This window comes from Chamaesiphon sp. VAR_69_metabat_338, assembly GCF_031423935.1.
In the GTDB taxonomy this organism is placed as follows: domain Bacteria; phylum Cyanobacteriota; class Cyanobacteriia; order Cyanobacteriales; family Chamaesiphonaceae; genus Chamaesiphon.
Genome location: NZ_JANPGM010000175.1, coordinates 1 through 6209 on the forward strand (window position 1 = coordinate 1; position 6209 = coordinate 6209).

At 47.5% G+C, this 6209-nt stretch carries 8 protein-coding genes; 3 read left to right on the top strand and 5 right to left on the bottom strand.

What is annotated here, in order from left to right; translation table 11 throughout:
* Positions 1–137: 137 nt before the first annotated feature.
* A complete protein-coding gene (locus tag RMO84_RS05160; RefSeq protein ID WP_310487404.1) occupies positions 138–1070 on the bottom strand; it encodes a hypothetical protein in 933 nt (310 codons plus the stop codon).
* A 621-nt stretch (positions 1071–1691) separates the two neighbouring features.
* On the opposite strand from RMO84_RS05160, the gene glyQ reads away from it, so the two are divergent.
* Complete coding sequence (glyQ, locus tag RMO84_RS05165; protein WP_310487405.1) at positions 1692–2576, top strand: glycine--tRNA ligase subunit alpha; 885 nt, start codon at positions 1692–1694, stop codon at positions 2574–2576.
* Positions 2577–2695: 119 nt separating this feature from the next.
* On the opposite strand, the gene psbN is transcribed toward glyQ, so the two are convergent.
* Complete coding sequence (gene psbN, locus RMO84_RS05170; RefSeq protein WP_310487406.1) at positions 2696–2827, bottom strand: photosystem II reaction center protein PsbN; 132 nt, start codon at positions 2825–2827, stop codon at positions 2696–2698.
* A gap of 249 nt (positions 2828–3076) precedes the next feature.
* On the opposite strand from psbN, the gene psbH reads away from it, so the two are divergent.
* Positions 3077–3283, top strand: a complete 207-nt coding sequence (gene psbH, locus RMO84_RS05175; RefSeq protein ID WP_310487407.1) for a photosystem II reaction center phosphoprotein PsbH — start codon at positions 3077–3079, stop codon at positions 3281–3283.
* Positions 3284–3536: 253 nt separating this feature from the next.
* Positions 3537–3788 (top strand): TatA/E family twin arginine-targeting protein translocase, encoded by a 252-nt coding sequence (locus tag RMO84_RS05180; protein WP_310487408.1) that lies wholly within the window; start codon positions 3537–3539, stop codon positions 3786–3788.
* Here RMO84_RS05180 and RMO84_RS05185 read toward each other — a convergent pair.
* The 3 genes from RMO84_RS05185 to RMO84_RS05195 all read right to left on the bottom strand — a co-directional run.
* Positions 3785–4186, bottom strand: coding sequence for a DUF309 domain-containing protein (locus tag RMO84_RS05185; RefSeq protein WP_310487409.1), 402 nt, complete (start codon positions 4184–4186; stop codon positions 3785–3787). The two genes, RMO84_RS05180 and RMO84_RS05185, sit on opposite strands and share 4 nt — an antisense overlap.
* Positions 4187–4260: 74 nt before the next feature.
* A complete protein-coding gene (locus tag RMO84_RS05190) occupies positions 4261–4875 on the bottom strand; it encodes a HEAT repeat domain-containing protein (RefSeq protein ID WP_310487410.1) in 615 nt (204 codons plus the stop codon).
* Positions 4876–4970: 95 nt separating this feature from the next.
* On the bottom strand, positions 4971–6209 hold a 1239-nt coding region (locus RMO84_RS05195), incomplete at its 5' end, for a HEAT repeat domain-containing protein (RefSeq protein ID WP_310487411.1).

Consider the following 6209-nt stretch of genomic DNA (forward strand, 5'->3'; position numbering starts at 1 on the left):
AGATAACTTGTAGGGGTGCCCCTGTCTTGTCGTTTTTTTATGCGGGGGGAACCTCCGCATAAAAACGCCGCTTGTGGGTACCCTGAGTCTAGACTAAGCACTAGTATATTCAACCTGGTGCGCACTTTGAGATCGACTTAGGAAGGATCTGGTAAATCCAGCTTCGGTGGGAGCGATCGTTTTACTGGTGCGGGTTTTGGTCGATCGACATCACTCCGAGGTGCTGACTCTCTAGCTTCTGAAGCATCCCAAGACTTCTTAAATGGTTTGGAGCTACCACCACTCCCATCTGGTGGTTTACCACCGCCTTTACGCGGGGATTTGGCGCGGACGGTCGCGACAAATTGACCGCTGTGGATCTGTAAATCGTTATCGACGCGAATCGCATCGAAATCCCAAAAATTACCGACTAACTTTTGCGGCAGATCGCCAACTAAGCGGATTTTGAAATATCGCTCTTCGTCAGTTTTCTTCTTGGGAGCTTGGCGGATTTTGACGAAAATTTCTTTGGTTTCCCGCGATTGATAGATGACTTCGCCCCGAATTGAAAAATAGCTATCGGGAATGCCCAAAGTTTCGAGCGTGGGAATTATGGGCGCGGGATCTGCCGCATTCGGTGGCTCGGGGTCTGTAGGATCGACTGGCTCGATCGTCAACTGCGGATCCCACATGCCCATGATTTGGGCGTGTAGCTTGTTATCTTCCTTGCGAATGCGCGGATAGACCACCCACAGATGCGATTTTTCTAGATCCAGATGGTTTTTGATCAAACTCATGATCCGACCGAGAATGACAGCGTCGATCTCCGTCCCATCATCCGCCAACAGCATCCCTTGATTGAATTCTTCACTGGAGGGGATATATTTACCCAAAATCAAGCCGATCGCCCGATACTGGAGCGGCTCGCTAGCTGGCGGAATTGGTGTATTCCCCGTCAGTTGGAACATCGGTGGCAAAGGTGGATAATCTGCCGGATCTGGTTTTTTCGGTCGTTTGATCGGTTTCGCAGGTCTGGTGGCAGCCTCTGGTTGCGATGGAGGCCGATTGGGGGGGAATTGTGCAGAACTCATAGAAAATGCCTTCGGACGGAGTCAAATTTTTCGATCTCCCTCTCATGGTAATCGGGATCTTCGAGACTGAAATATTAGGTATGTAACAACCGAGCAGATTGGCTATCCTAGAGAGCGGCATCTGGCGATATGTAGATCGTTCCCAGATCCGGCACTCAAACTACTATATGAGCAACCCAATCGATCGAAAAGACTGACTTTGGTTACATTCACTTGCATAATTATTGATGCCAGCCTATTCTAGCAATTTCTGGTCAAATCCCGAAATCAATCTTAAATTATTACACCCGATCGACCACTATTTCTGTGCTCCTAGATGCGATCGAGCAACATCCCGATTCAATCCAGGCGATTGTTGGTAATTTAACTAACCCCTAAGAGGATGTCTGAATAAGGTTGTTTGATGTAAATCGTAGATCGAAATCCCCCTAAATCCCCCTTAAAAAGGGGGACTTTAATTCCGGTTCCCCCTTTTTAAGGGGGGCTAGGGGGGATTTCTAGGGTTTAGGCTTAACAGAATTGACTTTTCAGATATCCTCTAACCCCTATCTCCTATTCCCTAAAGCCTAAAACCTAAAGCCGACCCCCTATCCTCTATCCCCTAATCCCTATCCCCTATTCATGAACTTTCAATCTGTCGTCGCCACTCTCAACCAATTCTGGAGCGATCGCGGCTGTGCGATCGTCCAAGCCTACGATACTGAAAAAGGTGCAGCTACCAAGAGCCATCATACCTTCTTGAGATCGATCGGCCCCGAACCGTGGTCTGTCGCTTACATCGAACCCTGTCGCCGTCCGGGAGACGGTCGCTACGGCCAAAATCCCAACCGCTACCAACATTACTATCAATACCAAGTCTTAATTAAGCCATCTCCCGATAACATTCAGGATATCTATCTCGACTCACTCCGCGCGGTGGGCATCGAGCCAGCCGACCATGATATCCGGTTTGTTGAAGATAACTGGGAAGATGCCGCCATGGGTGCCTGGGGTGTCGGCTGGGAAGTCTGGCTCGATGGGATGGAAGTCACGCAATTTACCTACTTTCAGCAGTGTGGTGGTATCGATTGTCGTCCGGTATCGATCGAGATTACCTACGGCTTGGAGCGGCTGTGTATGTATCTTCAAGGCGTGGATTCGATCGCCAAGATCCAGTGGAACGACACGATTACCTACGCCGATATCTTTCTTCAATCCGAAATCGAGCAGTCTACCTACAATTTTGAAGCGTCCAATCCCGAATTACTATTTACCCTGTTCGATCTCTACCAGCAGGAAGCCGAACAATTAATTGCCAAAGAGTTGGTGATGCCGAGCTTGGACTATGTCCTCAAATGCTCCCATACCTTCAACATGCTCGATGCGCGTGGTGTCATCTCCGTCACCGAACGGACGCGCTATATCGGCAAAGTACGCGGACTAGCCAGACAAGTCGCCCACCTTTATCTTGCCCAGCGCGAAAAACTAGGCTTCCCGTTACTGTCCGCAGCGGTGGCGATCGTTTGACAAGTGGTATTAACGAATAGTTAGAGCCGTTGAAAAGTAGACGGTGGGAACCATCTACCCTAAGACTGGCTCGATCGGCTTTCAGCTTTCAACTCTCAACTTTCAACTCTCAACTAAATTTAGTCTTCATGGTCATCGAAGGGGTCGGACAATTGCTTGGAGGGAGCACCAAAAGACAGGTATAGACCGTAGGCAGTGGTGAGGATCACCGCTGCACCCAAGGTAATGCTAAGAACTGTTGCAGATTCCATGATTAATTTAATTTAAGGATGTTGCTTCTCTTACAATATTAATGAATTTTACAAAAATTTACCAAATATTTAAGAGATCGACAGTATATCGCGATTACCTCCGGTACGCTGTGCCACTCACCACGTGTGACTCCTCCTCAAAACTAGAACGGGAGCGGTTGTCGAAAACGAGAATTTTGTTGGTACACTGGGGATGTGGAATGTATCCACCCCGCCTATATAATAGTATTCACATAACATTATCGACACATGGCACAACGTACTAAATTAGGAGATCTGCTCAGACCTCTAAATGCTGAATATGGTAAGGTCGTTCCAGGCTGGGGCACTACCCCAGTCATGGGCGTATTTATGCTCTTATTTGCGGTCTTTTTACTGATCATCCTCCAAATCTACAATAACTCTCTCGTCCTCGATAGTTTTTCTGTTGACTGGAGTGGCGGCGGCGGACAATAAGATCGCCCGTGACTGGAGATTGGGGTGGGTGACTACGGATAACCTCTAGATCGGGTTATCTCTGGATGACGATCGTCAGGATTCACTCTCCCCATACCCGATCGATAGTTACTAAATTAATTGATAATTGATAGTTAATAATTGAGAGCTAGGCGATCGAGTCGGGACGTTTAGAATCCTCAATCTAGCTCGAAACAACAATGGTGTAGAACTGTTACACACAACCAGAGCAATTGGAAGTAGGAAGAAGATTATGAACTTTTTTGGGATTGGTTTACCGGAAACTATCGCGATCGCTGTTGTCGTATTATTGGTATTTGGCCCCAAAAAGTTACCAGAAATCGGCAAGAGTCTCGGTAAGGCGATTAAAGGTTTCCAGGAAGCCTCGAACGATTTTCAGTCTGAGTTTAAAAAAGAAGTAGACGCAATCGAAACTGCTGTAAAATCTCCCAGTCAAATCGAATCGACTGAGGCTGTAAATAATAAATCGGATATTAATACTTAATTAGTTGGGTTGCTAACTAAATTAACCATCGGTAAAATACTTGAATCTTCGGCTAGTCGATCGACAAAATCATTAATACCTTCAATCCCGATCGATTGGAGTGTATTTAACAAGTAGCGGCTATCTTGAATTAACTTAGTAACATCAATGCCTGCATATACTGGCTGATAATAAGGCAATCGTCCGATCCCTTCACCGAGGAGAGTCACCGCACCACGCCAGTTGCGATTGTGGAGATGGTAGCAAGCCACGGCGATTTGCAGTACGCCTTGATAGAATTTTTTGTCTGGATCGATCGAATCCATCCACAAAGCTTCGAGAGTATCGTGACAGGCGTAATACTCGCATGCATTGAATTCTTCAATACCTTGTAGCCATTGAGATGGGACATCTATCATTACTTACTAGCTCGGATACATCGGTAAACTGATGAGATCGTCGATCGATTTTTCCCCAGCCCGTAGTCGGTTATTCACGCTCGTTCGCTCTGAAATTTAGTTGTCATTTCTAACCGTGATAAGGCACTAGTCGCCGCTTCTTTAACATAGGAATCGATCGATTCATCTGCTAACAAAATGTTAATCGCCGTTAAACAGCGCGGATCGTCGATCGCGCTGAGGGCATTGACGATCGACATTGCTAGTGCCGGATTGTCCGTTGTTTGTAAAGCCTCAATTAAATTACCGACGACTGGCGCACCAATGACACCCATCGCCATGACTGCAGCAATATTAACTACCGGATTTGGATCTTGGAGCGCAGTTGTCAATCCCTCAATCCCATCTGCTGGGAAGGGATCTTCAGGATAATTAATCGCTACTTGGGCAAGTGCTTTAGCCGCGCTGCCGCGCACGGTAACATTTTCACTCTTGAGGAGGGCTGCTACTAACGGGGGGACGGTATCGTGCCCGATCGCGCCTAGAGTTTTCACCGCCGCCCGCCGATAGGTGGTATCCTCATCATCGAGAATGCTCATCAGGCGCGGAATCGTGGTTTCGTCGGGATTATCGACTAGTTCCCACATCGCTCGATCGCGCATGTGCGGATTTGGGTGCTTTAGTTGTTGTAAGCGTTCTTCTATAGACATGAGTTTAATTGATAATTGATAATTGATAGTTGGGTTTCACTCTTCAACCCAGCCTACTATTTTTCAAGGTTTCAGGGATTTGGTTGCGATCGATCTCAGATAAGTGAGAGTTTGGAGTTAGCTTTTGCGCTTACTAACCAGTCAGGATCGTCGGCTAAAATATTGTAACCACTATTATCGCCTAATTGCTCTAGTGCCATCAGCGTGGCATATTTGAGATCCCAGATTTTAGTTTCTAGACACTTGTGTAATTCAGGAATCGCTCGCACATCGCCGATTTCGCCTAGTGCGATCGCCGCAGCGGCGCGAGATTTTTGGAATTGGGGCTGAGTATTGTGGAGAGCTTCGACTAAGAGATCGTAAGCAGGGGCATGTTTGAGCCAACCCATGATTTTCATGATATGAAAATGGGCACCGTAATCATTATTAGCTTCTGCTTCATAATCGGCAAATAACGCCGCTGGAGCGGCGTCTGGATAGCTCTCGACGATCGTTTGGGTGGCTAAATAACACTTGCCGAAATCAGTTTCGTATAAGTTGCGAATCAGTACGGGAAGTTCGGGTACTCGATCGTAACTGTGTACCAGTTTGAGATCTTGGGGTCGATCGCGTAACGATCGTTCTAAATAGGGTTGGATGGTGGCAAAATCGATCGAGCCATCGCCAATTCCGGCTGCGGCGAGCGTCCGAATTCCTCGCAGTCTAAATACCAAAGACACGGGGCAGCTCGCAATATCGGGAATCGCCGCATAATACCGTGCATCCATTAAATCTTGAATCGATAGTCGCCGTCCTAACACATTTGGATTTTGCAGCATGGCGACTACCTGCGTCATCTGGGTAGAGTCCCCAGTCAGACGGCAGACTCCGGCGATCGCCGCACTCGCGATCGGCGGATCTGCGTCATTGATAAATTTACTGATGAATGGAACCGCAGGCTGATAATTTAACTTCGTCAGGGTGTGAATCATCACCCGATAGCTTTGCCCCGGTTTGGCGAGGAGCTGAGTTAATTCTGCGAGAATTTCGGGATCTTGAGTACCGATTTCACCGATCGCCCATGCCGCATTTTCGACTGTATAACAATCATCTTCTTGGAGACAGCTGCGGATCGCAGGCAGAGCTTGGACTGCTTGCAATCGCCCCAAGATTTCGATCGATTTACGCCGCACGATCTTATTATCCAGACTCGGATCGGTTTCTTGCAATGCTCGCATCAAGGCGGCGATCGACTTGTCTGTCTGAAAGTTAATCAAATGAGACGCCGCAATATAGCGCGAATCATCCTCGGAGACGAGCGCAGGTGGCGTATCTAAAATCTCGATCGCCCGATC

Coding starts and splice junctions, on each gene's coding strand:
- RMO84_RS05160 (WP_310487404.1), bottom strand. CDS start 1,070: ATGAGTTCTGCACAATTCCCCCCCAATCGGCCTCCATCGCAACCAGAG.
- glyQ (WP_310487405.1), top strand. CDS start 1,692: ATGAACTTTCAATCTGTCGTCGCCACTCTCAACCAATTCTGGAGCGAT.
- psbN (WP_310487406.1), bottom strand. CDS start 2,827: ATGGAATCTGCAACAGTTCTTAGCATTACCTTGGGTGCAGCGGTGATC.
- psbH (WP_310487407.1), top strand. CDS start 3,077: ATGGCACAACGTACTAAATTAGGAGATCTGCTCAGACCTCTAAATGCT.
- RMO84_RS05180 (WP_310487408.1), top strand. CDS start 3,537: ATGAACTTTTTTGGGATTGGTTTACCGGAAACTATCGCGATCGCTGTT.
- RMO84_RS05185 (WP_310487409.1), bottom strand. CDS start 4,186: ATGATAGATGTCCCATCTCAATGGCTACAAGGTATTGAAGAATTCAAT.
- RMO84_RS05190 (WP_310487410.1), bottom strand. CDS start 4,875: ATGTCTATAGAAGAACGCTTACAACAACTAAAGCACCCAAATCCGCAC.